Here is a 21,926-nt window from a genome sequence, read left to right as displayed (position 1 = left end):
GTCAGGACACAAGGCCGGGCGCGGCTAGGAGGGGACGGAATGTCAAACTTTTGAGCGGAAGCGAAAATCTCCGCTCAGTAGGTCGTGCGGCGCTCTTCCGAGGGCGGCCTACCGAATTGCAGCCGGTAGCTCTGGGCAAAATAGGAATGCGAGGTGAAGCCCGTGGCGATCGCCACATCGAGGATCGGCATGTTGGTCTGGCGCAGCAATTCGCGCGCCCGCTCGAGCCGCAGTCGCATATAATAACGGCCCGGCGTGACGCTGAGATGGCGCAGGAACAGGCGCTCGACCTGGCGCACCGAAAGGCCGGCGGATTTGGCCAACTGCACCGCCGACAGCGGCTCATCGAGGTGGTCGGCCATCAGTTCGACGATGCGCCTGAGCTTCTCCGACTTGCCGGTGAGGTCGCGTTCCGGCCCGACACGCTGGCGGTCGCCGGCCGAGCGGATGCGCTCGTGCTGGAACTGGTTGGCGACTCCATTGGCAAGGTTGGAGCCGAAATCGCCGCGCACGATCTCCAGCATCAGGTCGATCGATGTGGTGCCGCCGGCGCATGTGTAGCGCTTGCGGTCGATCTCGAAGACGTTGCCCGTGCAGTTGATGTCGGGGAACCGTTCGACGAAGCCGGCGCGGTTTTCCCAATGGATGGTGCAGCGATAGCCTTCGAGCTGGCCGGCCTCGGCAAGCAGGTAGGAGCCGACCGACAGCGCACCGAGCGCGTTGCCGCGCCGGCCCCAGCTGCGCAGAGCCGCCAGCACCTTGCTCTTGCCGGGAAATTCCGTCGTCAGTCCGACCGAGACGAAGAGGATGTCGACCGGAGGCAGGTCGGCAACGGCATAGTCGATCTTCAGCGGCAGGCCATTGGAGGCCATCACCGGATCGCCATCCGCGGAGACGGTCGTCCAGCCATAGAAGTCGCGGCCAAGCAACCGGTTCGCCGACCGGAACGTATCGATCGCCGCGGCCAGCGAGAACATCGAGAACTTGTCGACCAGCAGGAAAGCGAACTGCCGGCCGCCTTGAACGGGATCCGTCATGACCGGCCGTTCTACAGGAACAGTTGGGTTCGGCAAAGCTGCGGCTTTCTGGCGGGTCAGAAGGACGGCCGTTTCAATCCGGCCGCAAGGTAGGCTGAGGCTAACGTATTGGCCATCAGCATGGCAATGGTCATCGGGCCGACACCACCGGGCACCGGCGTAATGGCGCCGGCGGCCTTCGCCGCTTCGGCATAAGCGACATCGCCGACGAGGCGCGACTTGCCCTCGCCCTTTTCCGGCGCCGGAATGCGGTTGATGCCGACATCGATGACCGTGGCGCCAGGCTTCACCCAATCACCCTTGATCATCTCCGGCCGACCGACCGCCGCGACGAGAATGTCGGCGGTGCGGGCAAGCGCCGGCAGGTCCCTGGTGCGGCTGTGGGCGATGGTGACGGTGCAGTTGGCGGCAAGCAGGAGGTTGGCCATCGGCTTGCCGACGATGTTGGAGCGGCCGACGACGACCGCGTTGAGGCCGGACAGGTCCTTGCCGCGCACACGCTCGATCAAAAGCATCGAGCCGGCCGGCGTGCAAGGCACGAAGGCGGTCTCGAGTTCGCCGGTGCCGAGCTTGCCGACATTGATGAAATGGAAGCCATCGACATCCTTTTCCGGCGCGATGGTCTGGATGATCTTGCCGGCGTCGATATGGGCGGGCAGCGGAAGCTGCACCAGGATGCCGTTGATGGCCGGATCGGCGTTGAGATCGCCGATGATCTTCAGCAATGCCGGCTCGGAGGTTTCGGCCGGCAGCGTGTGCTGGACGGAATGAAAGCCGCATTCCTTGGCGGTGCGCGACTTGGAAGCGACATAGACCTGGCTGGCCGGATCTTCACCGACGATGACCACGGCAAGACCGGGCTTGGCCTTGCCTTTCGCGACAAGTTCGGCCGTCAGGGTCTTGACCGTCCGCACCACGTCTTCGGCGACGCTCTTCCCATCAATCACTTCGGCCATGGTCCACCCTCAACACCGTTCCGCCCAAACGGCCGCATCGAAAACATGAATGCGGCACCCTGGATCCTTGTCTGACGCATGCCGCGAAACCACGCGCCCCGATCAAACTCGGAAGCGTGCCCTCGGCACTATGCAGCGCGGCATTTTCACGAAAATTCCAACACGCAATCCCGTCAAAGCGCCGTCCCATGCCGTTTACGCGAAACCGGCATGTTTTTGTTCGGCAGCGCGACTTATTTTGTGGCTCAGAAGTAGCGGCGGCGCGCGCGGGTCTCGGTAAGTTCGCGGACGGCTTCGCGGAATTCGCGCAGGCTGGCGCGGATTTCGTCGATCGGGGCTTGCCGTTCGACATCCTCCGCCGCCTGGGGCGCCTCCACCGATGGCTCGTCAGGCTGAGCTGCCTGCTGCGGCGCGGTGGGCTGTTGCGGATGAGGCGCGGAAGCGGGCTGGGGCGGATAAGACATCTGCCCGCCATGGGGCATGGGCTGCGGATAGGGATAGCCCGGCTGCTGTGGCACCTGCCAGTGCTGCGCCTGCGGAAGGCCTATCGGCTGCCCATAGGGATACGCCTGCGGACCCGAATACGGTCGCTGCGGCACCATGCGGGGAGGCAATGGCGGCTGCGCCGCCTGTTGCGGATAGGGAACGTGGCCGCCGGGCCGGAAAGGTGGCGGCGGATAGGCTGTTGCGGCAGCCGGCTGCAGAGGCGCAAAGGCCGCTGCCGACTGGGAATAGGCGGGGTGCGTCAAATCTTCTGTTGGCTTCCCATCGGCAAAGGGTGAGACCCATTCATCGGTATCGATGGTGTCCTGCGGGGACTGCTTGCGGGACATCGCCTTGCGCAGCTTCGACAGCAACGCATTGATGCGACCGGGACCTTCGGTCGGCGTGATGTCAACCTGCTGAACAGGCGGGGGTGGTGCAGGCGGTGGCGGGGGCGGTGCTGGTGGCGGTGCCGCTGGCTGCGGTGCTGGCGGCTTTGGTGGCGGTGCTGCCTGATATGTCTTGTCTTCGTAAGGCGTCCGGCGTTCGTCCATGCTGCGGTCGCGGCGCGAGCGCGATGTCGCGGTGTCACGCAAGCTCTCATAGGCGCCACGCATGGCGCCAAGGCCAACGCCGGAGGCAAAGCCCAGCAACAGGCCGGCAAGCGCCACCACGACCCGCGACGGCCCGTTCGGCTCGAGCGGCGCGAAGGCCTTCGAGATCACATTGATGTTGGCGGTGTTGATGTCCTTCTGCTCGCCGGTCTCCTTGGCGCGCAGCAGATACTGTTCATAGACGGAACGCTTGGCGGTGGCCTCGCGCTCCAGTTCGCGCATCGAGACCAGGTCGCTGTTGACGTCGCCGCTGCGGACCTTCAGCTGCGCCAGCCGAGAGGCGAGATCCTGTTCGAGCTGGACCGCGCGCTTGAGGTCGACCTGCAGCGACGAGCCGATGCGACGTAGTTCCGCGGCGATGCGGTCGCGTGCGCCGGCAAGCTGGGCATTGAGCGCCTGGAGTTCGGGATGCCGCGGACCAAACCGGATCGCGGCGCGATCAGCCTCCTGCTTGAGCGACGCATACTGCGAACGCAGATCGCTCATCGTGTTGGAGTTGATCTCCTCCGGCAAGGTGCCGGTGAGAACCGAGTTGACGTCGACCGAACGCGCCGAAGCGGCCCGGGCATTGAGTTCCAGCGTGCGGGCGCGTGCAACCGACAGCTGCTCGTTGAGCTTCAGCATCTCGTCGTCGCTGATGAGGTGGCCCTGCGCGTCGACGAGGTCGTGCGTGGCCCTGAAATCCTCGACCTTGCGTTCCGCCGCCTCGACGCCCTTGCGCAATTCATCAAGTCTGGCCGTCAGTTCGTCGGTGGCGCGGCCGGCGGTATCGGACTGGATCTGACCGAAAGTCTGCAGGAAGACATCCGTCATCGTGTTGGCGATGAGAGCCGATTTCTCGCCATTCTGCGTGGTGGCGCTGACGGTGATGACGAAGGTCTTGCCGCCACGCTCGACCGAAAGGCTTTCGCCCAGATTGCCGACAGTAAGCGCCCGGCGGCGGGTCTCGTCGACACCGCCCGGCCCGTCGTGACGTGACAGGATGGAGCGGATGAGCGACATGACGTTGAGGCCGCCACTGCCCTGCCCATTGAATTCCGGGTCGTTGACGAGATTGAGCTTGTCGACGACCTTGTTCAAAACGGTGCCGGACGTCAGCACCCGGACCTGGTTTTCGACGATGGCCAGCGTGGCGTCGGAGGCGACGACCGACTGGGTGAGGTCGCGGTCGGTGAGCTTCAGGTCGCGCGGATCGACGATCAGTTCCGTGGTGGCTTCGTATTTCTTCGGCGTCGACAGCGCGATGGCGATGCCGAGCCCGGCACCCAGTATCGTCGTCGCCACGATCAGCAGCTTCGACTTGCCAACGCCGCGGACGACCTGCATCGGATCGATCAGCGGCTTCCATTGCTGGCTGTCCGCGCCGTCGTTGTGGGACGCCCGCGCGTCGCCTGAATGGTAAGGTTCGGATGTGCGATCGGGGCGATAGGTGGTGCCTGCGGTTTCAGCAGTCCGTGACGTGGTTTGCGCGTAGCGCGATGATGCCGACCTGGTTGCTGAATAATCGTCGGCGGATCTACCGCCTTCAGGCGGCACCTGCGCAGACGAAGCTGGCTCATAGCCAGCCTGATATCCATCTGTTGCAACGGCATCCGACAGCTTCGGGTTCGACAGCGCCTCGCGCTGCGAAGGGTTCGTCCGCGCTTCGCGCTGTGACCGGGCGAGACGATGGCGCGTGGCGGCATCCTCGCGCCATGACGGGTTCGCCCGGTCCCCGATCGAGACCAGGGAGGCGTCGGGTTCGTCGTCGCCGCGCACAGCCTTGCCAAGCGCCAGCAGCGAACGCTCGCGCTTCCAGTCTTCACGGTTTTCCCTGTCGACCATCGTCTGGAGCTTTACCCTTGGCGGCCTGCAAACGGCGCTTCGCCATTCGTTAAACCACGCTAAACAGGCATGGAAAACAAAAGGTTAATTTTCGCCCGCCGAAGCCGCCGTTTCTCCCTCCGCCAGCACCTATTTTTCAACACGCCCCTGGGCTCCAGAACGGCACGTTAAGTTTTCCGACCTAAGCTCTCCCTGGAGATATGACGCAAGCCAGTGACATACCGCAAAGGCGGCCAACCCTCGCCCGGATCGGCACTTTTTTGGCCGAACGACGGGGGCTGCTGCGCGACTATTTCTCGGCGATCAGCGGCGCCGGCGGGCGACTGGTGTTCTCACTCGCCTATTTCATCGCGCTGGCCAACACGCTGTCGATTTCCGAGTTCGGCATGTTTGCCACCGCATCGGCGGCCGGCGTCATGCTGTCGCGCATCCTCGCCTTCGGTTTCATCTCGGCGCTCTATCGCACGGCCACCATCCGCCCCAATCTGATCGGCACCTTCACCGCGGGCTTCCTGCTGCTCGGCCTGCTGTCGCTGCCGCTGCTGGCCGCGGCCTCGTTCGGCGTCTACCTGATCTTCTTCGCCGACACCGTGCCGCTGTCGGTGTTTGCTGCGATCGTCTTTGCCGAAGCGCTGTTGTGGCGGCCGGTGGAGGTGGCGCTGATCGTCAACAATGGCCTGGGCAAGTTCGGCCGCGCCGCGCTGCTGGCAATCCTGGCGACGGCGCTGCGGGCGCTCGGCGCGGTGCTGTTCATGTTCTGGGCGCAACACAGCGTCTGGATATGGTCGTGGTTCTACATCGGTGCCAATGCCGCCTCGCTGGTGATCGCCTTCGGTTTCTTCTACCCGCGCCAGCGCTTGCGGCTGCGCATCGAGCTTTATCTCCGGCGGTTGGCCGACTCCATCTACGTGGCTGGGGCCGAAGTGCTGTTTTATCTGCAGATGGAGTTCGACAAGCTGCTGGTCCTGGCGATCGGCGGACCGCATCTGGCCGGTATCTACGCCATCATCATGCGGCTGGTCGACCTGACGGCCATTCCGATCCGCACCTTCTCGATGATGCTGGTGCAGCGCATGATGCGCGCGCCGGACCTGCTGTCGCGGCTGGCGGTCAAGAGTGGCATCGAAGGCGGGGTGTTCGCGGTCTCGACACTGGCGCTGTTGACGCTTGGCATCGTTCTGCATTTCTTCCCCAATGCGCTCGGCAAGAACGTCGCCGAAGCCGCTCCCCTGGTGGCGCTGGCGATCTGCGTCCCGGGACTGCGCAATCTGGTGGAATACCAGGCCGAGCTGCTGTTCGCCCGCGGCCAGACGCTGGTGCGAGCGCTCAATCTCGGCCTGCTTGCCGGGCTGAAGGCGGTGCTGCTGACCTATGTGCTGACAACCATCCTCGACACACCGAACCTGGTGTTGTCGCTGAACGTCGTCTTCCTGCTTCTGTATCTTGCCTCGACGCTGCTTACCTATTCGGCGATGCGCAAGCCGGCAAAGCCGGTCTAGGACCTACTTCGTTCAAGCATGATCTTTTCCAAAAACCGGTTCCCACTTTTCGGGATCATGCTCTAGTCAAGCCCGATCAGACGGCGGATGCGGCCGATATCGGTGCCGATGAAAGACTGCATGCCGATCGCCACCTGCTCAGGCGCCATGGCGGCGACGAAGCGGCGGAACTCGTCGTCCGACAGCGCTTGCCCGGTCCAGTGGACGCGGCAGAACTCCTCCGAAGCGTGGAAGTGGCCGGCACCCTCCAGCAGATCGTCGACATAGCGGCCGTAGATCATGCATTCGGAGAACTTGCGCGCCGAGCCGACAACCTCGACCCATCCACGCGCATGGACCTTCTCGATCTCGCCGCACATGGCCAGCACGGTGTCACGCCGCCACGCGATCAGCGTCGAGATATAGTCATGGACCGATGTCCGGGACGGGTCGATACCGAGTGCCGCACCGGCGTTGCGCGACCAGATGCGATGCTCCTCATGCCCCTCGTCCGCCAGCACCCCGTCGCGGCGGAACAGCCGCGCCTTGCCGTCGCGCCAGAAGGTGCCGCAGTCGAAAGGTTTGAGGAAGGCGACGTCGGAATCGCAGAAGATCAGGACGTCTTCGCTGGCGTGCGCGGCAATCGCGATACGGCGCAATTGCTGCACGTGCCAGCCGCGCAACGGCTGCGTCTTCAGGCTGAGCCAGACACGCCGGCGAAACAGGCTGAGCGGATCGTCGAAGGCATGCAGCCAACGCGGCAGCAATTCCCGCTCATCGACGATGCTGCGACGGCCGTTCTCCAAGTGACGGAAAAGCTTGATATCGCGATGTTCGACAAGGATATAGTGGTGCGCCGCGCCCGAGACGTGGCGGTCAAGCGTTTCGCATAACAGCCGGCAACGCTCGAAATCCGGCGCATAGCTTGCCGTCACTATTGCCGCCGTCGGTACCTGCCGAAGCGAGCTTGGCTCGATCGCGGCGCCTGGGACGAACCGGCTGTTCAATGGATGTCTCCCGCAGCTTCCGGTGTGCGCGAGAGTTTCTGCCTGACGACGCGCAGTAGGAACAAGGGATTGCCGACCACGTAGCGGCGCCACAAGCGACCGGGTTCGACGGACAACCGAAACAACCATTCGAGCCGCAGCCGGCGCATCCACAAGGGCGCCCGCGGCACCGCGCCGCTGAGGAAATCGAGCAATGCGCCGACGGCGATCGGCAGCGTGCAGTGACGCGCGTCGATATGGCGTGCGATCCACAATTCCTGGCGCGGCACGCCCATGGCGACGAGCAACACGTCCGGCCGCAATTCTTCGATCCGATCGACGATTCCCGCCTCCTCGGCAGGCGAGAAATAGCCGTCATGGATGACCACGAACCTGTGTTGCACGGCAAGTGCTGCAAGCTTGGCTGACGCCGCTTCGGCGTTGACGCGCGTCGCGCCGAGCAGCCCGACCGTCAGGGGCGTCGTCGCGGCCTGCAGGAAGGCGGGGACGAAATCGGTGCCGTTGAGATTGTCCGGAAACGGCGCCCCATAAAGAAGTTTCGCCGCCAGATCGACACCGATGCCGTCGGGCAGGATGAGGAAATCATCGAGCGCGTCGGCAAAGACCGGGTCGGTGGAGGCGAGGTTGGCGTTGTGGGCGTTGAGGAAACTGACCTTGGTGAAGCGCCGCTCGGCAATCAGGCGGTTCAGCAGGCCGACCGCATCGTTCCAGCGGATGGCGAGCACCGGGATACCGAGGATCGTCTTCGAGGTGTCGAGCCCCGACGGGGTGCGGGCGGCATGCATGTTCATGCAAACGCCTCCTGCCTGACCGGCCCGAGCTTTTCGAGGCCGAGCCGGATGGCGGCATCGAGCGCCCTGACCTGCGACCGACGGAAAGCGCTGCCGTCGACATCGTGGATGACAGCTGCCGCGGCCTCCAGGGCCCGGGCAAAATCCGCCGGATCGTCGGTGACGACGCAATTGGCCGGGCGATGATCGATGCCGCGCAGCGAGCGGCTGGTGGCGACGGAGGGCAGGCCGAGTTCGAAGGTCTCGATGGTCTTCAACTGGACGCCGCTGCCAGCGGTGCTGATCAGCGGGATGACGGCAGCACTGCGCACGAAAGCCTGCGCATCCGGCACACGGCCGACGAATTCGACACCGGGATGCTTCGACGTGACGCCCGAAGGCATGCTGCCGGCGATGCGGATGCGGAAACCGGGCCGCAGATGCGGCACCACCTTGCCCAGGAACCAGTCCAGGCCGATGCGGTTCGGCTGCCAGGTCCAGGTGCCGATCAGCGCTGCCTCGCAGTCGATGCGGCGCAAAGCTTCCTCGGTCGGCGCCTGCGCTCCCGTCACCAAAGGCAGCACCGCCGAGCGGTCGTCGGAGGCGACACCGAGTGCAGCGCGGTCTTCCTCGGCCAGCGTGAAGATGAAGCGCGCGCCGCGGCAGAGACGCTCTTCCATGGTCTCGAGCAACTTCGCCTCGCGGCGAAACAGCAGGCGCTGGAAGAGGCTGCCGGCGGCAGCGGCATTCTCCTGCGCCGAAAGATGCTCGACATTGTGGGCGACGAAGATCGAGGGCTGGTCGGCGAACAACTTTTCGAAGGCGCCGGCGAACTGCACGGAATTCAGCACGTAGCCGTCGAACGGACCGGCGCGTGCGACCGCGGCGAGGACGTCGCTGTCGGGCACTGCGCGCAGCTTGACCGAGGCGAAGGTGAGGCCCGAGATCAGCGCCTTGCCGACCCAGGCCAACTTTTGTTGTGCAGAGGCTGTGTCCGTGCGCACGTCGATTGCACCCAGCACCACGGTGTTTTCGGGATCGGCTGCGGGTTTTCCCGGCCAGGTGAAGCCGATGACGGTGACGCGCGCGCCAGCGCGCCGCAAAGCGGCGATGATTGCAGCGTTGGCGATCTCATAGCCCGAGGCAAGAGCGCCGTCGGGCACGATCGATGTGGCGAACAGCAGATGCATCTCACCTATCCTGTGGTGTAGCCGGTAGCAAAGTGCGGTGAACCCTTGATTAAGCGAGCACAATCAACGAGCGAAAGCCGCTGCCTGGCAGGCTTCTCCGTGCAAGGTGATTAACGAAACCTTATCACCGTGGTGCTACCAGAACCCAACTCACCATTTGGCTGGACACGGATGATCCCTTTGCCATCGGACGGTTCGGTATCGATCGCGGGGCGCTCGCCCCGGCTTGACGTCGAGGCTGTCGAAGTCGTCGTCACCTTGCCGACCTTCAAGCGGCCCGAGCAGGTGCTGGAAACGCTGGCGTCGCTGCGCGCGCAGCAAACCGGCAGGCGCTTTGCCGTCATCGTGATGGAAAACGAAACCGAAGCGCGCGCCGGCGCCAAGGCGGCGGTGCCGCTGTTCGAGCGCGGCGATATTTCAGGTCTGGTCATCATCGCCCATCAGCGCGGCAATTGCAGCGCCTACAATGCCGGCTGGCAGACAGCGATCCTGCAATTCCCCAACTTCAGGCATCTGCTGGTCATCGATGATGACGAGATCGCCGATCCGCAATGGCTAGAACGGATGTGCGGAGCAGCCGAAACGCTCGGCGCCGATATCGTCGGCGGTCCGCAGGTGCCCGACTTTGCCGACCCGGCCCATGCGAAATGGGCCGAGCATCCGGTGTTCGCGCCGCCCTACCGGGAAACCGGACGCGTGCCGGCGCTCTATTCGTCCGGCAATCTTTTGGTCGGACGCAACGTTCTGATCGCCATGGGTCCGCCCTTTCTCGATCTGAAATTCAACTTCATGGGCGGCGGTGATTCCGATTTTCTCAGCCGGTCCGCACAGAGAGGCTTCGTGCTGGGCTGGTGCGCCGAGGGACAAGTGCATGAAACCGTTCCGGCCCGGCGCCTCGAGGCCGACTGGGTCCGTGCCCGCAGCCTGCGCAATGGCGTGATCTCGACACTGGTCGAAAAGAAGAAACGCGCCGGCACGCCGCTGGCCGGCGCCATGGTGTTGCTGAAGAGCCTGGCGCTGCTTGCCGCCTCGCCGTTTCGCGGCATGCTCCGGCTGGCGCGGACAGGATCGCCGGCGATAGCCATCTACCCCGTCCATGTGGCGCTGGGCCGCGTGCTGGCCGAATTCGGATATGCCAATGAGCAATACCGCCAGCCTGAGAAAAACTGAGCGCGCGCCGCTCAGCGCCGCGTTCACGCGCGAAGGCGTGGCGACCGCGATCGCAGCACTGCTGTTCACCGTCATCATGGTGTCCTTCCGCCCGTTCCAGCCGGCCGGCGCCGAACTGACCGGCGAAGGCGGCGACATCGTCAACCAACTTGGCTTCGGCTCGCTCGGCGCCATGTCGATCTTCTCGCTGATGGCTTTCGCCGATCCGCGCGTGGTGCGCTCGCTGCTCAGCCCGTCCTGGGTGCTGATGTTGGGCTTCTTTTTCCTGTCGGTGGTGCTGGCAACCGACCCGCCCACGGCGATGCGTGCCGCCTCGTTCACGCTGATCGGCATTTTGACGATGGCGACGATACTGGTCTTGCCGCGCGACGCTGAGGCTTTCTCAAAGGTCATCATCTTCACCGCCGTCGTGGTCATGGGCCTGTCCTATTTCGGCCTCATCGTCTTTCCGCACGAAGCCATGCACACCGCGGACTCGCAGGAGCCCGAACATGCCGGCCTGTGGCGCGGCGTGTTCACCCACAAGAACATCGCCGGCCCGATCATGGCCTGTTTCAGTTTCGCCGGCCTGTACCTCTGTCGGCGCCGGCAGCGGCGTTGGGGGGCGGCGATCTTCTGCGCGGCAATGATCTTCATGCTGCACACCGGCTCCAAAACGACGGCGGGCCTGGTGCCGTTCTCGATCCTGATCGTCATGTTTCCGAGCCTGATGGGGATGCGGCTCGGCACACCGGTTCTGTTTGCGCTGGCGATGATCGGCACGGCGGTCGGCACGCTCGGCATCGTCTTCCTGCCGCCGGTGAAGCATCTGGCGGCGATCTACTTCCCCGACCTCACCTATACCGGGCGCACGACGCTGTGGGAGTTCGCCGGCAGTATGCTGGCGAAGAGACCATGGACCGGCTACGGCTATGAAAGCTTCTGGGGCACGCCGCTGCTGCTCAACCAGGACCAGCCCTTCGACCGGCCCTGGGACATCAGAACCATCGTGCACGGCCATGACGGCTATCTCGACATCGCCGTGCTGATGGGCATTCCGGCACTTTGCGTCGCGGTCTACACCTTCCTCATCGCACCGATGCGCGACTACATGCGCATCCCGCTGCGCAAGGAAAACATCTATCTCGGCGACTTCTTCATGATGGTGGTGCTGTTCACGGCGCTCAACGCCTTCCTCGAAAGCTTCTTCTTCCACCGCGGCGACCCGGTCTGGCTTTTCTTCGTGCTCGGCGTGCTCGGCCTGAGGCACGTATCGCTGCGGCCGATGGCAGTGCGCGACCCCGATCGCGGCTAGCGGCCTTCCCGCCCGTCCTGACGGGGCTTCCCCACCGAACCGCTTGCGTCTATGTGAAGGCCTTCCTTCGGAGGGTTTCCATGACGATCAGGCTTGTTCTCGCCGGCTGCGGCAATATGGGTTACGCCATGCTCTCGGGCTGGCTGAAATCCGGCAAGCTTCAACCATCGGCGGTGTTCGTGGTCGAGCCCAATGCCGACCTGCGCAATCGCGCAGCAGTGCTGGGTTGCGGCACATCAGCCGATGCCGGCGGCATTCCGACCGATGCCGTGCCCGATCTCGTCGTCATCGCGGTGAAGCCGCAGGTGATCCGTGATGTGACGGCCGCCTTCAAGCGCTTCGGCGACGGCCGCACCACCTTCGTCAGCATCGCAGCCGGGACACCGGCAGCCACCTTCGAGGAGATCCTGGGCAGCCGCGCGCCGATCGTGCGCTGCATGCCCAACACGCCCGCTTCGATCGGCAAGGGCATGATGGTGGTGTTTTCCAACAGCCTGGTCTCCGACGACACCAAGCGTTTCGTTGCCGACCTTTTGTCGGCGAGCGGCGAAGTGGCAACCATCGAAGACGAGAGCCTGATGGATGCGGTGACCGCCGTGTCCGGATCGGGGCCGGCTTACATTTTCCATTTCATCGAGGCGCTGACTGTCGCCGCCGAGAAGGCTGGCCTGCCGACGGCGACCGCCAAGCTGCTCGCCATGCAGACAGTCTACGGCGCTGCCTCGCTCGCCGCCGAAAGCGGCGAGGAGCCGGGCGTGCTGCGCCAGCAGGTCACCAGCCCCAATGGCACGACCGCAGCCGCGCTTGGCGTGCTGATGGGCGAGGACAGGCTGACCAATCTGCTTACCCAGGCAGTCGAGGCTGCGCGGCTGCGGTCGATCGAACTGGGGAAGTAAGACTCAGTTCGTTCCGTACAGCATCTCGTCCTGCAGCCGGCGCAGGGCGAACAGCCGCGTCGTCTGGTCGGGCGCGGCATTGTCGGCGCTCAGCAATTCGCCTTTCCTGACCGGCTTCAGCACCTTGCCGCCCTCGAGCAGGCCGACCGGCACGGCGCGCTGGGCGCGAGCGTCGCCGACTGTCATGGTCCAGGAGCGGTAGCAGGTCTCGCCGATCGCATCGAAGGTTTCGCCGGCGGCGAGATCGCGCTTGGCGACGGCGCACACTTCGGCCACTGGCCTTGGCAGCGGCACCATGTCGGGCTTGCCGAAAAGCACGATGCGGGCGGCGGTCAACGGCACTTCCAGCGAGGTCAAATGATACGGCCGGAACAGGCTGTAGTAGGGGCCGTGGCCGATATGCAGATCGTCCATGCGCTCGATGATGCGCGGATGCGTCGCCTCGACGATGACGAACACGCCGGGCGCAACGCCCTTGCCGACCGTGTAGTCGACGACGCCTTTCTTCAACAACAGCCCGCCATCCTCGCGCGGAATGAGCACTTTGGCGAGGTCGTCGCGATCGGCCTTCGGGCCGTGCATGCCGGGGACATCGGGCACCAGCCCGGTGGCGTTGGCGATGGCGCACATTTCGACCATGGTCTTCGAGCCGTCGACGAACTCGACCAGCATGCGCGGGTTCATGTTGCGGCGTATCGCTTCCTCGCGATAGTCGTCCGGCACCGCATCGTGGTTGAGCGGGTTGTTCTTGCCCTTGCCGGCGGACACGATGGTGTAGCCGAGCGCGGACGCAAACTCGATCAATTCCATGCAGCTCGACGGCTCGTCGCCGGCACCGACGGAGTAGACGACACCGAGCCGGTCGGCCTGCTGCTTGAGATAACAGCCGATGGTGACGTCGGCCTCGACGTTCATCATCACCAGATGCTTGCCGTGTTCCATCGCCATCAGGTCGAAATCGGCGGCGACACCCGGCTTGCCGGTGGCATCGATGACGACGTCGATCAGCGGATTGGTGACCAGCATCTCGTTGGAGGTGATGGCGATCTTGCCGCTTTCGATGGCGCCGGTGACTTTCGACGCGGTGTCGGCTTCGACCGCCATCGCTTCATCGCCATAGGCAATACGGATGGCCTCGCGCGCGGTGTGCGGACGGCGGGTCGAGACGGCGCAGACCGAAATGCCCTTCATCAGCATGCCTTGCGTCACCAGATCGGTGCCCATCTCGCCCGAGCCGATAACGCCGATGCGCACCGGGCGGCCCTCGGCGGCACGCCTGGCAAGATCGCGGGCAAGCCCGGTCAAGGCGACATTGGTCATGCTGGGACGTCCATGCTTCTCGATTTGAGGCGGCAATAGCAGGGAAACACCCCCTTTTGCCAACAAAACCGCAAGCCGGCGGCAATTTCTCGCTCGTCAATGCAGTGTTAGAGCACCCCTTCCACCCGTCTCCGAGCCATTGAAACCGGTTCAGACCACCCTGACATAGCTCGTCATGCCCGATTTCTGGTGCTCGATGATGTGGCAGTGCAGCAGCCAGTCGCCGAGATTGTCGGCGACGAAGCCCAGGCTGACCTTCTCGTTGGGTTGGATGAGATAGGTGTCCGAAATCAGCGGGTGAACCTGGCGCGTCGAGGACGACAACACCTTGAAACTCATGCCGTGCAGATGCATCGGATGGGATTGCGGCGTCAGGTTTTCCATCTCGATCACATAGCTTCGGCCGAGCTTCAGTTCGGCCAATGGCGCGGTTGGATCGGGCGTATCGCCTGGCCACGGAACCTTGTTGATTGCCCAGAAACTGTAGCCAAGCGAACCGCAAATGCCATCGCTCGGGACGTTTTCCGCCGTGGCGCTGAGCGCCAGCGAAATATGCTGGGCGGCGGTGAAATCGACCTCTGCCACCGGATTGACCTCGAGCGGGGGAACATCGCGAATGTCGCGCTTGAGCGAGCTTCCAGTGGCGCGCAGGGTCGCGAGCACCTTGGGCTTGGTGCCCCTGACGTCTCGCAGGCTGACGATCGCGCCCTCGTCGTCGGGCATGCGGATGGCCAACTCCATGCGCTGGCCGGGTCCAAGCAGCAGAGCATCGGGTGAAAAACGCTGCGGCACCGGATTGCCGTCGAGCGCCATGACTGTGGCCTCCGCCCCGTCGACAAGAAAAGCATAGATCCGCGTGACGTCCGTGATGGCGACCCTGAGCCGCACCAGCCCGCCGGCCGGCGCGTCATATTGGGGCTGATCTAGCCAGTTGGCGGTACGCACGGTGCCGTAGGTGCCGGTTCTTGCAGCATCGCGCGGCCGGAACTGGTCGATGAACTGGCCGTCGTCGCCAAGCCGCCAGTCGCGCAGATTGAGGACCATCTCGGCGTCGAACTTCGGATCGCCAGGGTTTTCGACAACGATCACGCCCGTCAGGCCGTGGCCCATCTGGGTCAGCGTGTTGCAGTGCGGGTGGTACCAGAAGGTGCCGGCGTCGGGCGGCGTGAAGGCGTAGTCGAAATGATCGCCAGTATAGACATAGGGCTGGACCAGGAACGGCACGCCATCCATCTTGTTCGGCACGCGGATGCCGTGCCAGTGGATCGTCGTCGGATCGTCGATCGCATTGACAAGCCGCGCGGCGAAGGGCTCGCCCTTTTTCATCCTGAGTACCGGCGGCATTCCGGCATTGCCATAGGTCAGCACATCCCTGGTCTGGCCGACATCCATCAGCTTCGCCTGGATTTTGGCCGTCTGCAGCACCACCGGCTTAGGCCCGGTAGCGGCCCAGCCAGCAAACCTGCCCATGGCCGAGAGCCCTACCCCGCCGGCGCCGGCAATCGTTGCCGTTTTCAAAAGCCTGCGGCGTGTGAGTACAGTCATTTGGCGCTCCAACTGCAAAGACGGCTACCCCGATGGTGTAACCGCCACGCCATGGATCACAAGCCGGCAACCAGAGCAAATTCTGTTGACGGCACAGCGTGAACCAGGGTCAAAACACCTGCGCCTGAGTCCCGTTCACACGGACTGTCAGAGCGAAAAGGCGACAGAGCTTGCCGCGCTATTCAGCCGCCTCGGCATGGTGCGCCGGAACATAGTTGAGGATGGGTCCGAGCCAGCGCTCGACCTCGGCCAACGGCATGGCCTTGCGGCGTGCATAGTCCTCGACCTGGTCGCGTTCGACCTTGGCGACGCCGAAATAATAGCTTTCGGGATGCGACAGATAGATCCCCGACACAGACGAGCCCGGCCACATCGCATAGCTTTCGGTCAGGCTCACCCCGGCATTGCCTTCGCCGTCGAGCAGCCGGAACAGCGTCGCCTTCTCGGTGTGGTCCGGTTGCGCCGGATAGCCGGGCGCCGGACGGATGCCGCGATAGGGCTCGCCGATCAGTTCGTCTGGCGCCAGATTCTCGTCTGCCGCGTAGCCCCAGAACTCCTGGCGCACCTTCTCATGCATGCGCTCAGCGTAGGCCTCGGCGAAGCGGTCGGCCAGCGCCTTGACCATGATCGAGGAATAGTCGTCGTTCGCCCGCTCGAAACGCTCGGCGATCGCCACCTCCTCGATGCCGGCGGTGACGATGAAGCCGCCGACATAATCGGGCTTCCCGCTGTCCGACGGGGCAACGAAATCCGACAGCGCGACATTGGCCTTGCCGTCGCGCTTGGTCAGCTGCTGGCGCAAGGTGAAGAAGGTCGCCAGTTCCTGCGAGCGTGCTTCGTCCGTGAACAGTTTGATGTCGTCGCCGACAGCGTTGGCCGGCCAGAAGCCGATGACGCCGCGTGGCGCGAACCATTTTTCGGCAATGATCTTCTTCAGCATTGCCTGCGCATCCTCGAACAGCTGGCGAGCAGCGGGACCCTGCGCCTCGTCCTCGAGTATCTTGGGATAACGCCCCTTCAACTCCCAGGTCTGGAAGAATGGCGTCCAGTCGATGTAACGCGCGAGTTCGGCGAGGTCCCAGTTTTCAAAAACCTTCACGCCTGTGAAGGACGGCTTTGGCGGCTCGCAGCTCGACCAGTCGATCCGGTGCGCGTTGGCTCTCGCCTTGGCGAGCGGCAGCCGCAGCTTGTCGGCTTCGGAGCGGGCATGCGCATCGGCGACCTTCTGGTATTCGGCGCGCACCGCTTCGACATAGCCGCCCTTGGTCTCGTTCGACAGCAAGGACGAGACCACGCCGACCGCCCGGCTGGCGTCGGTGACGTAGACTGTCTGGCCCCTGGCATAGCGCGGATGGATCTTCACCGCCGTGTGCACGCGGCTGGTCGTCGCGCCACCGATCAACAGAGGGATGTCGAGGCCTTCGCGCTCCATCTCGGCGGCCATGTGCACCATCTCGTCGAGCGACGGAGTGATCAGGCCGGACAAGCCGATGATATCGACGTGCTGCTCGCGCGCCGTCTGCAAGATCTTGGCCGCCGGCACCATGACGCCGAGATCGATGATCTCGTAATTGTTGCAAGCGAGAACGACGCCGACGATGTTCTTGCCGATGTCATGGACATCGCCCTTCACCGTCGCCATCAGGATCTTGCCGGCCGTCTGGCGCTCGCCATTGTCGATGCCGTTGGCGGCGTTGGCCAGCTTCTCGGCCTCCATGTGCGGCAATAGTCCTGCGACGGCTTGTTTCATCACCCGCGCGGACTTCACCACTTGCGGCAGGAACATCTTTCCCGCGCCGAACAGGTCGCCGACGACATTCATGCCGGCCATCAGCGGGCCTTCGATGACATGCAACGGGCGCTCGGCCGCCAGCCGTGCTTCCTCGGTATCGGCATCGATGAACTCTGTGATGCCGTTGACCAGCGCATGGCTGATCCGCTGCTCGACCGGCAATTCGCGCCAGGCGAGATCGCGCTCCCTGGCTTCCTGGCCCGCCGTGCCCTTGAAGCGTTCGGCGATCTCCAGCATGCGTTCGGTGGCGGTGCCGCCGGCCCTGGGGGCGCGGTTGAGCACGACATCCTCGCAAGCCTCGCGCAGTTCCGGTTCGATCGTGTCGAAGACCGCAAGCTGCCCGGCATTGACGATGCCCATGTCCATGCCACGCTGGATGGCGTGGTAGAGGAACACGGCGTGCATCGCCTCGCGCACCGGCTCGTTGCCGCGGAACGAGAAGGAGAGGTTCGACACGCCGCCGGAAATATGGACGTGCGGCAGCGTCGCGGTGATCTCGCCGGTGGCCTCGATGAAGTCGACGCCGTAATTGTCGTGCTCCTCGATGCCGGTGGCGATGGCGAAGACGTTGGGGTCGAAGACGATGTCTTCAGGCGGAAAGCCGGCCTGTTCGGTCAGGAGCTTGTAGGCGCGGGTGCAGATCTCGACCTTGCGCGCTTTGGTGTCGGCCTGGCCTTCCTCATCGAAGGCCATGACGACCACCGCCGCGCCATAGGCGCGCACCAGCCTGGCATGATGCAGGAACGCCTCCTCGCCTTCCTTCATCGAGATGGAGTTGACCAGCGGCTTGCCCTGAACGCATTTCAGGCCAGCCTCGATGATCTCCCATTTCGAACTGTCGACCATCACCGGGACGCGGGCGATGTCCGGCTCGGCGGCGATCAGGTTGAGGTAACTGACCATCGCCTTCTTCGAATCGATCAGCCCCTCGTCCATGTTGATGTCGATGATCTGGGCGCCGTTGGCGACCTGGTCGCGCGCCACGTCCAGCGCGGCGGCATAGTCGCCCGCCGTGATCAGCTTGCGGAACTTGGCCGACCCCGTGACATTGGTCCGCTCGCCGACATTGACGAACGCAATCTCGTCGGTCAGCGTGAACGGCTCCAGCCCGGACAGGCGCATCTTCGGCTCGATGTCGGGGATGGCGCGCGGCGGATATTTCCGCACCGCCTCGGCGATCGCCCGGATGTGATCCGGCGTCGAGCCACAGCAGCCGCCGACGACATTGACCAGCCCTTCGCGAGCGAAATCCTCGATCTGCGCCGCCATGAATTCCGGGCTCTCGTCATATCGGCCGAATTCATTGGGCAGGCCTGCATTCGGATAGGCGCAGGTGAAGGTGTTGGCGACGTCCGAAATCTCGGCCAGATGCGCGCGCATGGCCTTGGCACCGAGCGCGCAGTTGAGGCCGATGGCGAACGGGCTGGCGTGACGCACAGAATGCCAGAAGGCGGTCGGCGTCTGGCCGGACAGCGTGCGGCCGGACAGGTCGGTGATCGTGCCGGAGATCATCACCGGCAGGTGCACGCCTTTCTCGATGAAGATCTCGTTGCAGGCGAAGATCGCTGCCTTGGCGTTCAGCGTGTCGAAGATGGTCTCGATGAGGATAATGTCGGCGCCGCCGTCAATGAGGCCGCGCAGCTGCTCGCCATAGGCGAGGCGCAGATCGTCGAAGGTCACGGCGCGGTAGCCGGGGTTGTTGACGTCAGGTGACATCGACGCCGTGCGGTTGGTCGGCCCCAGCGCGCCGGCGACGAAACGGCGTTTGCCGTCTTGCTGCTGCGCCCTCAACGCTGCGCGCCGCACCAGCCGTGCGCCGTCGCGGTTCAACGCATAGACGGCATCCTCCATGCCGTAGTCAGCCTGGGCGATGGAGGTCGAGGAGAAGGTGTTGGTCTCGAGGATGTCGGTGCCTGATATGGCGTACTGATAATGGATTTCCTCGATCGCCCCGGGCTGGGTCAGGATCAAAAGGTCGTTATTGCCTTGCTGGTGGCAGGCGCAGCCGGCGAAGGCCTCACCGCGAAACTGGCCCTCGTCGAAGCCGAGGCCCTGAATCTGCGTGCCCATGGCGCCGTCGAGGATGAGGATGCGTTCGCGCGCCGCCGCCGTTAGCGCCGCAAGCACTTCCGAACCGTCGGGCCTTGCCGCAACGGGGCCGAACAATGCGTCCAGCGATGCAGAATTCTGCGACATTTTTTATCCCTTTGGCGACAAGCCTATTCGTGTCACATAAGGATATCTTTATGTCAATATACGCCAAACGATCGACAATGTCACGCGTCGTTGCAAGCGCCTGGTTCCCGAGCGAATTCGCTGCGTCAATGCAGTGCGGCCAGCAAGGCTTGCGCCTCAGCGAGATTTCTTTCCGAACCATCGCCTTCTCATTGCGGGCGGCGCCGAGATCGGTCAGCACGTCGCACAGGCTGTCAAGTCCGGGGGCAAGCGGTGTTCTTGTCGTGAGCCCAGATGCCGGCTGGCTTTCAAGCGGCGACCGGATAGTGTTCTGCAAAGAGGGCCGTCATCATCCGCGACGGTTTCGGCCTGGAGCACGATCCCGAAAACCGCAATCCGGATTCGCTAGAGATCATGCTCAAGAAGACAGAGCCTTTCAGGGGAGGTTGCAATGACAGAGTTCACACCAAAGTTCGATCTGGCCGGCAAGGTCGTGCTGGTCACCGGCGCCTCGCGCGGTATCGGCCGCGCCTGTGCGCTGGCCTGTGCCGGGTCGGGGGCCGACATGATCGTCGGCGTGCGCAGCAAGGCCGACGGCGCGGAGCTTGTCGCCGAGATAGAGAGCTTGGGCAGGCGAGCGCTTCCGGTGCAGATGGATTTGACCGACCTCGCCACGGTACGGGCCGCTGTCGCCGAGGCGCACACTGCCTTCGGCCGCATCGACGTGCTGGTCAACAATGTCGGGCTTGGGCCGGAAAACCTGGCCGAAAACGTCACCGAGGAGGATTTCGACCTGACGGTGAACGTCAACCTCAAGGGTACGTTCTTCACCACCCAGGCGGTCGGAAGGCTGATGATCGCGCAGAAATCCGGGCGCATCATCAACATCAGCTCGCAGGCCGGCACGGTGACGCTGAAGGGCGAGGCGATCTACTGCATGAGCAAGGCGGCGATCAACCATTTGACGCGCTGCCTGGCCGCCGAATGGGCGCAGCACAAGATCGCCGTAAACAGCGTGGCGCCGACCTTCATCTGGACCGACGGCACGCGGCCGTCCCTCGCCGAACCGGACTTTCACGCCCATGTCTTGGGGCACATTCCGCTCGGCCGCATCGGCGATCCGATCGATGTCGCAGGAACCGTCGTGTTCCTGGCCTCGCCCGCAGCCTCGATGATCACCGGCGCCAATATTCTGGTCGATGGCGGCTGGTCGGTGGCGTAAGATCGCGGGTTGTGAGCGAATCAAAAAGGGCGCAATCGAAGCTGTCGCTCGTTCAGTCCGTCCTTTTTGCGTGAGATGCGCGTATACTTTTCGAAAGGAAGGAAGGCGGCATGTCCATCAATCGCAAGCTCAAAGAGGCGGGCAACTTCACACCGTCCGAGATGGGACTTCTTGGGCGTGTCTTCGACCAGGCAAAGCGCGAGGGCGACTCTGATGCCAGCCGAGAAGCGCTGGCCTCCCGCATTATCGCCAACTATATGGCCGGAATCACCGACGAGGCCGAGCTCCTCGCCTTGTCACGGCAGCCGCTTGGTCGGTGACGCAGCACTATGATCTCAACGGATTGACTGGTGCTGCGACAGAGGATTGACCTCTGGATTATGCCAATCAAGGCCGCTCCTGATCTCGGCAACCGAGCGAAGCTGCCGCTCGGCGTCGAAATTTCCGGGATCAAGCCAGGCCTCAAAAGCTGAGCGATGGGCTGGCCATTCGCTGGAAAGCATCGAATAGACGCAGATGTCGCAAGGTTTGCCCTTCAGGAACAGGCCCTGGCGCAGCGTGCCCTCATAGACGAAGCCGAGTCGATCGGCCGCCTTGCGCGAGCGCAGGTTGTTCGAGGTGCAGGTCCATTCGAGGCGCCGGTAGCCAAGATCGTCGAAGACATGGCGCAGGATCAGGTAGAGCGCCTCGGTGGCGAGACGTGTGCGTTGCAGCGGCGGCGTGTAGAGCACATAGCCGAGCTCGACGACATGATGGGCGGGTCTTGCCTCCATGAGGCAGAGCCACCCCAGCGGCTTGTCGTCGAGGCCGGCGACGGCGAAGAAGGCGCGTTTCTTGTCGGCCACTAGTTCGGCGACGTGGTCGGCGAACGCTTGCTCACTGGCGAACGGGCCAACCTTCATGTCGACCCAAGTGGCATTCGTGTGCCCGTCATGCGACAGCGGGTAGAGACAGGATGCGTCTCGCCCGGCGTCGAGCGGGCGCAGGCGGCCCCAGCGGCCGACCAGCACGACGGCGGCGGGAACCGGAGCGTCGCCCGGCGGGATCTCACCCGGTTTCAGATTTGATGACATGGTCGCCCCGACGCACTGGCTAGAGCAATTCCAGGAAAAGTGTGAAACGGCTTTCCGTCCGGAATTGCGTCAAAACAAAG

16 protein-coding genes are annotated in these 21,926 nt (G+C 63.9%); 6 read left to right on the top strand and 10 right to left on the bottom strand.

All coding sequences use genetic code 11. From position 1 onward, the window contains the following. Positions 1-74 precede the first annotated feature (74 nt). The 3 genes from AC1DZU_RS27040 to AC1DZU_RS27030 all read right to left on the bottom strand — a co-directional run bounded on the left by AC1DZU_RS27040 (position 75) and on the right by AC1DZU_RS27030 (position 4,914). Positions 75-1,037: a GlxA family transcriptional regulator gene (locus tag AC1DZU_RS27040; RefSeq protein ID WP_013530232.1), complete on the bottom strand. Its 963-nt coding sequence runs from the start codon at positions 1,035-1,037 to the stop codon at positions 75-77. 56 nt (positions 1,038-1,093) lie between these two features. Then, entirely contained in the window at positions 1,094-1,993 is a 900-nt protein-coding gene (gene folD, locus AC1DZU_RS27035; RefSeq protein ID WP_095088586.1) for a bifunctional methylenetetrahydrofolate dehydrogenase/methenyltetrahydrofolate cyclohydrolase FolD, read from the bottom strand. Between the two features lie 245 nt (positions 1,994-2,238). Further along, on the bottom strand, positions 2,239-4,914 hold the full coding sequence (locus AC1DZU_RS27030; RefSeq protein WP_477289710.1) for a Wzz/FepE/Etk N-terminal domain-containing protein: 2,676 nt from the start codon (positions 4,912-4,914) through the stop codon (positions 2,239-2,241). A gap of 200 nt (positions 4,915-5,114) precedes the next feature. Between AC1DZU_RS27030 and AC1DZU_RS27025 the strand changes: the two genes are divergently transcribed. Beyond that, positions 5,115-6,413, top strand: coding sequence for a lipopolysaccharide biosynthesis protein (locus AC1DZU_RS27025; RefSeq protein WP_477289709.1), 1,299 nt, complete (start codon positions 5,115-5,117; stop codon positions 6,411-6,413). A 62-nt stretch (positions 6,414-6,475) separates the two neighbouring features. Here the strand turns inward: AC1DZU_RS27025 and AC1DZU_RS27020 are convergent, their stop codons facing one another. From AC1DZU_RS27020 to AC1DZU_RS27010, 3 genes are read right to left on the bottom strand one after another with little or no spacing between them, the layout of a single operon-like run. Continuing rightward, a complete protein-coding gene (locus AC1DZU_RS27020) occupies positions 6,476-7,399 on the bottom strand; it encodes a DUF6492 family protein (protein WP_477289708.1) in 924 nt (307 codons plus the stop codon). After that, positions 7,396-8,190 carry a WecB/TagA/CpsF family glycosyltransferase gene (locus tag AC1DZU_RS27015; RefSeq protein ID WP_477289707.1) on the bottom strand — a complete coding sequence of 265 codons (795 nt, stop codon included), beginning with the start codon at positions 8,188-8,190 and terminating at the stop codon, positions 7,396-7,398. The genes AC1DZU_RS27020 and AC1DZU_RS27015 overlap by 4 nt, the downstream gene beginning before the upstream one ends. Next, positions 8,187-9,359 carry a glycosyltransferase family 4 protein gene (locus AC1DZU_RS27010; RefSeq protein WP_477289706.1) on the bottom strand — a complete coding sequence of 391 codons (1,173 nt, stop codon included), beginning with the start codon at positions 9,357-9,359 and terminating at the stop codon, positions 8,187-8,189. The genes AC1DZU_RS27015 and AC1DZU_RS27010 overlap by 4 nt, the downstream gene beginning before the upstream one ends. Before the next feature lie 171 nt (positions 9,360-9,530). On the opposite strand from AC1DZU_RS27010, the gene AC1DZU_RS27005 reads away from it, so the two are divergent. From AC1DZU_RS27005 to proC, 3 genes are all read left to right on the top strand, one after another. Then, positions 9,531-10,529 carry a glycosyltransferase family 2 protein gene (locus tag AC1DZU_RS27005; RefSeq protein WP_477289705.1) on the top strand — a complete coding sequence of 333 codons (999 nt, stop codon included), beginning with the start codon at positions 9,531-9,533 and terminating at the stop codon, positions 10,527-10,529. Then, positions 10,498-11,823, top strand: coding sequence for an O-antigen ligase family protein (locus tag AC1DZU_RS27000; RefSeq protein ID WP_477289704.1), 1,326 nt, complete (start codon positions 10,498-10,500; stop codon positions 11,821-11,823). Before AC1DZU_RS27005 ends, AC1DZU_RS27000 begins: the two co-directional genes overlap by 32 nt. An 80-nt stretch (positions 11,824-11,903) precedes the next feature. Next, on the top strand, positions 11,904-12,719 hold the full coding sequence (gene proC, locus AC1DZU_RS26995) for a pyrroline-5-carboxylate reductase (RefSeq protein ID WP_477289703.1): 816 nt from the start codon (positions 11,904-11,906) through the stop codon (positions 12,717-12,719). Positions 12,720-12,722: 3 nt separating this feature from the next. On the opposite strand, the gene AC1DZU_RS26990 is transcribed toward proC, so the two are convergent. The 3 genes from AC1DZU_RS26990 to metH form a co-directional block, all read right to left on the bottom strand. Next, positions 12,723-14,039: an NAD(P)H-dependent oxidoreductase gene (locus AC1DZU_RS26990; RefSeq protein WP_477289702.1), complete on the bottom strand. Its 1,317-nt coding sequence runs from the start codon at positions 14,037-14,039 to the stop codon at positions 12,723-12,725. A gap of 150 nt (positions 14,040-14,189) precedes the next feature. Then, positions 14,190-15,584: a multicopper oxidase family protein gene (locus AC1DZU_RS26985; protein WP_477289701.1), complete on the bottom strand. Its 1,395-nt coding sequence runs from the start codon at positions 15,582-15,584 to the stop codon at positions 14,190-14,192. A 178-nt stretch (positions 15,585-15,762) separates the two neighbouring features. After that, complete coding sequence (metH, locus tag AC1DZU_RS26980; protein ID WP_477289700.1) at positions 15,763-19,572, bottom strand: methionine synthase; 3,810 nt, start codon at positions 19,570-19,572, stop codon at positions 15,763-15,765. Between the two features lie 430 nt (positions 19,573-20,002). Between metH and AC1DZU_RS26975 the strand changes: the two genes are divergently transcribed. Beyond that, on the top strand, positions 20,003-20,773 hold the full coding sequence (locus tag AC1DZU_RS26975; protein WP_477289699.1) for an SDR family NAD(P)-dependent oxidoreductase: 771 nt from the start codon (positions 20,003-20,005) through the stop codon (positions 20,771-20,773). 110 nt (positions 20,774-20,883) lie between these two features. Continuing rightward, positions 20,884-21,093 carry a hypothetical protein gene (locus tag AC1DZU_RS26970; RefSeq protein WP_095088617.1) on the top strand — a complete coding sequence of 70 codons (210 nt, stop codon included), beginning with the start codon at positions 20,884-20,886 and terminating at the stop codon, positions 21,091-21,093. Between the two features lie 15 nt (positions 21,094-21,108). Here AC1DZU_RS26970 and AC1DZU_RS26965 read toward each other — a convergent pair whose 3' ends face one another. Then, positions 21,109-21,846 carry a GNAT family N-acetyltransferase gene (locus AC1DZU_RS26965; RefSeq protein ID WP_477289698.1) on the bottom strand — a complete coding sequence of 246 codons (738 nt, stop codon included), beginning with the start codon at positions 21,844-21,846 and terminating at the stop codon, positions 21,109-21,111. Positions 21,847-21,926: the final 80 nt, after the last annotated feature.

The organism is Mesorhizobium sp. P2_A12, from assembly GCF_056405075.1.
This window is presented reverse-complemented; position numbering and strand designations above follow the sequence as displayed.

Bases quoted from the DNA above. Each gene is read 5' to 3' on its own strand.
- AC1DZU_RS26970 (WP_095088617.1), top strand. From the start codon at position 20,884: ATGTCCATCAATCGCAAGCTCAAAGAGGCGGGCAACTTCACACCGTCC.
- metH (WP_477289700.1), bottom strand. From the start codon at position 19,572: ATGTCGCAGAATTCTGCATCGCTGGACGCATTGTTCGGCCCCGTTGCG.
- proC (WP_477289703.1), top strand. From the start codon at position 11,904: ATGACGATCAGGCTTGTTCTCGCCGGCTGCGGCAATATGGGTTACGCC.
- AC1DZU_RS27015 (WP_477289707.1), bottom strand. From the start codon at position 8,190: ATGAACATGCATGCCGCCCGCACCCCGTCGGGGCTCGACACCTCGAAG.
- AC1DZU_RS27025 (WP_477289709.1), top strand. From the start codon at position 5,115: ATGACGCAAGCCAGTGACATACCGCAAAGGCGGCCAACCCTCGCCCGG.
- folD (WP_095088586.1), bottom strand. From the start codon at position 1,993: ATGGCCGAAGTGATTGATGGGAAGAGCGTCGCCGAAGACGTGGTGCGG.
- AC1DZU_RS26990 (WP_477289702.1), bottom strand. From the start codon at position 14,039: ATGACCAATGTCGCCTTGACCGGGCTTGCCCGCGATCTTGCCAGGCGT.
- AC1DZU_RS26985 (WP_477289701.1), bottom strand. From the start codon at position 15,584: ATGACTGTACTCACACGCCGCAGGCTTTTGAAAACGGCAACGATTGCC.
- AC1DZU_RS27005 (WP_477289705.1), top strand. From the start codon at position 9,531: ATGATCCCTTTGCCATCGGACGGTTCGGTATCGATCGCGGGGCGCTCG.
- AC1DZU_RS27030 (WP_477289710.1), bottom strand. From the start codon at position 4,914: ATGGTCGACAGGGAAAACCGTGAAGACTGGAAGCGCGAGCGTTCGCTG.
- AC1DZU_RS27010 (WP_477289706.1), bottom strand. From the start codon at position 9,359: ATGCATCTGCTGTTCGCCACATCGATCGTGCCCGACGGCGCTCTTGCC.
- AC1DZU_RS26965 (WP_477289698.1), bottom strand. From the start codon at position 21,846: ATGTCATCAAATCTGAAACCGGGTGAGATCCCGCCGGGCGACGCTCCG.
- AC1DZU_RS27000 (WP_477289704.1), top strand. From the start codon at position 10,498: ATGAGCAATACCGCCAGCCTGAGAAAAACTGAGCGCGCGCCGCTCAGC.
- AC1DZU_RS27040 (WP_013530232.1), bottom strand. From the start codon at position 1,037: ATGACGGATCCCGTTCAAGGCGGCCGGCAGTTCGCTTTCCTGCTGGTC.
- AC1DZU_RS26975 (WP_477289699.1), top strand. From the start codon at position 20,003: ATGACAGAGTTCACACCAAAGTTCGATCTGGCCGGCAAGGTCGTGCTG.